The organism is Arenimonas composti TR7-09 = DSM 18010, assembly GCF_000426365.1.
GTDB classification, from domain to species: domain Bacteria; phylum Pseudomonadota; class Gammaproteobacteria; order Xanthomonadales; family Xanthomonadaceae; genus Arenimonas; species Arenimonas composti.
Window position 1 is genome coordinate 1 of record NZ_AUFF01000021.1, and the last position, 2935, is coordinate 2935.

The 2935-nt window shown below is 63.1% G+C and carries 4 protein-coding genes; 2 read left to right on the forward strand and 2 right to left on the reverse strand.

Going from position 1 to position 2935, the window contains the following annotated elements:
* Positions 1–139: 139 nt before the first annotated feature.
* Entirely contained in the window at positions 140–715 is a 576-nt protein-coding gene (locus K311_RS0113295; protein ID WP_026817710.1) for a competence protein CoiA family protein, read from the reverse strand.
* Positions 716–760: 45 nt separating this feature from the next.
* On the opposite strand from K311_RS0113295, the gene K311_RS0113300 reads away from it, so the two are divergent.
* A complete protein-coding gene (locus K311_RS0113300; RefSeq protein ID WP_154659577.1) occupies positions 761–1822 on the forward strand; it encodes a hypothetical protein in 1062 nt (353 codons plus the stop codon).
* Between the two features lie 115 nt (positions 1823–1937).
* Positions 1938–2546 (forward strand): hypothetical protein, encoded by a 609-nt coding sequence (locus K311_RS18530; protein WP_154659578.1) that lies wholly within the window; start codon positions 1938–1940, stop codon positions 2544–2546.
* Positions 2547–2639: 93 nt separating this feature from the next.
* Here K311_RS18530 and K311_RS17040 read toward each other — a convergent pair.
* On the reverse strand, positions 2640–2935 hold a 296-nt coding region (locus K311_RS17040), incomplete at its 5' end, for a JAB domain-containing protein (RefSeq protein ID WP_281168220.1).

The window sequence follows — 2935 nt, forward strand, 5'->3', positions numbered from 1 at the left end:
GGCAAGTTGCGCCCGAAGTATGCGTAATCGAGCAGGAATGACGCGAAATCGGGCTGCAAATGAGCCTTCGATGCGAATTTGACCGACTCTGCGTTGATGCGGATGGGTCACAGAGAGTCACCGCGCTTCCGGTTGTCGATCAAACCGCTTTCCTGGAGTTGTTCAGACCTTCCTTAGCGTCATCAACGGCGTGGGTCACCCGGATTTCGATCAATAGCTCGCCATCGTCGTCTTGGGCGACGAGGTCGGGACGGAAGCCCCCGATCTGCCGTTCCGCCTCGACGTCGGCCAGTCGCCGCTGCATGGCCGGGAAGTCGACCCGGGAGCCGACGTGGATCCGGCCTTCGTCATCACGCGCCTGGGCCGGGTTGGGCATGTCGAGCCGATCGCCGTTCCACGCCGGGGTGAGAAGTTCGGCGCGCTCGACGATCAGCTGCTTGGCACGCAGGTGGATCCCGGTCTCCCGGCCGGTCTCGCAGTGGGTGTCGGTCAGGTGCGCGAAATGGGGTCGGCGGCGCCGGCTGGTCTGCGCCTTGGCGATCAGGGGCGCGTGGCAGGCCGGACAGACGCAGCCGCAGCCCAGCCCTTTCGCGACCTCGCCGGGTGCCCATACCCGGCCCTCGCGTAGGCCGAAAGGGACGCGGAAGCCGCGGCGGGCGGTCGGCGTACCGGCCGACGGATTGCTCAGGGTGAAGGGCTCTGGGAAGGTGTCCATCGGGCTTTCCTCGTCTGGTGGGAAAGCGAGACTCGGATCGGCGGCATGACCCAAAACAGATCGAAACCGGTGGAAACCGGGAATCCGCAGGTTTTCGCGCTCGAGGTGACGCGGTCCTGGCTCGACCTGGAAGGCGGCCGGCAGCGGATCCCGAGCGCGCTGAGACAGCTCCTGGAGGCGACGCTGGACGCCGTGGCCCGCGGGCAGCCGCCACCGGAGAAGGATTCGAGCACCCTCACCGATCTCGGCAGGCTGTCCAGGGAAGGGGCGGAGACGGGCGCGACGACGCCCCTGAAGGGTGGCGAGGTCAAGCGCTGGTGGGCGGCTCGGCAGGCGCGGGTCAGCCAGCTCTGCGCGGATCGGCAGTGCGAGTGGGTACCTGAGCTGGTCGTACGCACCGGGGGCGGACGGAACCTGCAAACCCAGTTCAGCTTCGCCCTGGAGCGATTGGTTCAGGAGCCGGCCGAGCTTGACGAAGAAGGACCGGGGGATCCTTCCGGATTGCTCCGCTATCGCATCGACCCCGCCAAGGCGGCCTGGTGGGTTCGCCTCTTCCTGGGCACCCACCCCTTTCCGATGCGATCGTGGCGGGGCTACCTCTTGGTCGGCTCGACGATTCTCAATTTCCTGCTGGTCGCTCTCGTTTGGCTCGCGATTTACGTCTCATGGTCCAGGGGCCGCCCGGTGACCACGGCCGACCTTGCCCTCTTCGGCGCGTCGGTTGCATTCACCGTCTGCCTTTGGATGCTCTCCAAGCCGATGTGGCGATTGCCGAAGGAGCGCGTGACGCTCGCTGGCGTTGGCTTTCTCGCGACCGACGAGTTGCATGGGCAGTTGCGGACCATGCGCGATGAAACTCGTGCCGACACATCGCGGGTCTTCTCTATCGTTCGTCATTGGGGTCACTGCCCGATCTGCGCGGCCGAGGTTGACTTGGACGAAGGTGGCCTCGCATTTTCGGACCGGCTGATTGGTCGATGCCATGATGCGCCACTTGAGCACATCTTCTCCTTCGACCCTGTGCTCCTGACGGATGAGCCATTGCGCAAGATCATCAAAGTTTCAGACGAGCGCGCTGGCCATAGTCCAGCCTCTAACGTAGGCTGATAAGGAATTGTCGAGAGCTTAGAACACTGCGAATCCAGTTCCGGACCGGACACAAGACCGATTTTCAATGATGCTGCTTGCGACGCAACGGGCATACCAGGGCCAGAGCCGACCCATGAAGAAGCGTTATCGACACGCACTGCTTATTGCAGTCATCGCAATGGGCTGGATTGCATCCGCAGCCTACATGCGGCGGGGTCACGAGAGTGCGACTCTAGAGCTCCGTGATTTCTACAAACCTTCGGCCGCAGCAGTCACTCAATGCGTCGGAGCAGCGAGGGAACTTCGCGAGCCGATCAGTCGGCAGCAATGCGAAGAGCGGATATTTGCCGACTGCAAGAACTTCGGACCCTACGGAACGGACTCCTTGCGCTGCGGCGAGGCCATGGCTGCAATGGAACAAGCGAAACGCGTGTCCGAGCACCGCCAGTCCCGCCGGAATGAAATCGAACTCTGGCTCCACGCGGCTTTCGGCCTAGCGTTGTTGGTCGGACTCGTAAGCGCATTTATTGATCTTGTGATCCACGTCGCCCCAGAACGCGTAGCAGCATGGCGCAAAAAGCGCGCCACCTCACGAGAAGGGCGCGACCGCCCTGTCATTCACGAAGCCGCACGCGTCGCCGGATTCTTCTGGGGCAAGACGGAAAGGAGATTTCGATCTGTCAAACGATCGTTCGACGATGGTCGAAATTCGAGCGAAACCGCTAATCCCCCAGACGAGTGATCGATACCTCGACGCATCTCTCCAATTCTTCCGAAAAAGAAACTGGAATTGGGCGCAGACAGGGAGCCGTTAGGCCCCCTGTCTGCATTCCGCCTAGGCAAGCCCCCGCGACGCCATGCTGAGGCTCTCCTGCCCCGCCACGACAACATGGTCTAGCAGCCGGATGTCGACCAGCCCCAACGCCTGCTTCAGCCGCGTCGTCACCGCCCGATCCGCCGCCGACGGCTCCACCTCGCCCGACGGGTGGTTGTGCGACACGATCACCGCCGCGGCATTGCACCGCAGTGCCTGCCTAAGGAAGGTCTGAACAAGTCGCCCGAAGTGTGCTGAGATTGCGCGAAGCGGACAAGGGCGCGATCGATGGACCAGATGAGCTTCGGCGACGCGGA

Excerpts from the sequence above, each read along its gene's own strand:
- K311_RS0113300 (WP_154659577.1), top strand. The coding sequence starts at position 761 with ATGACCCAAAACAGATCGAAACCGGTGGAAACCGGGAATCCGCAGGTT.
- K311_RS0113295 (WP_026817710.1), bottom strand. The coding sequence starts at position 715 with ATGGACACCTTCCCAGAGCCCTTCACCCTGAGCAATCCGTCGGCCGGT.
- K311_RS18530 (WP_154659578.1), top strand. The coding sequence starts at position 1,938 with ATGAAGAAGCGTTATCGACACGCACTGCTTATTGCAGTCATCGCAATG.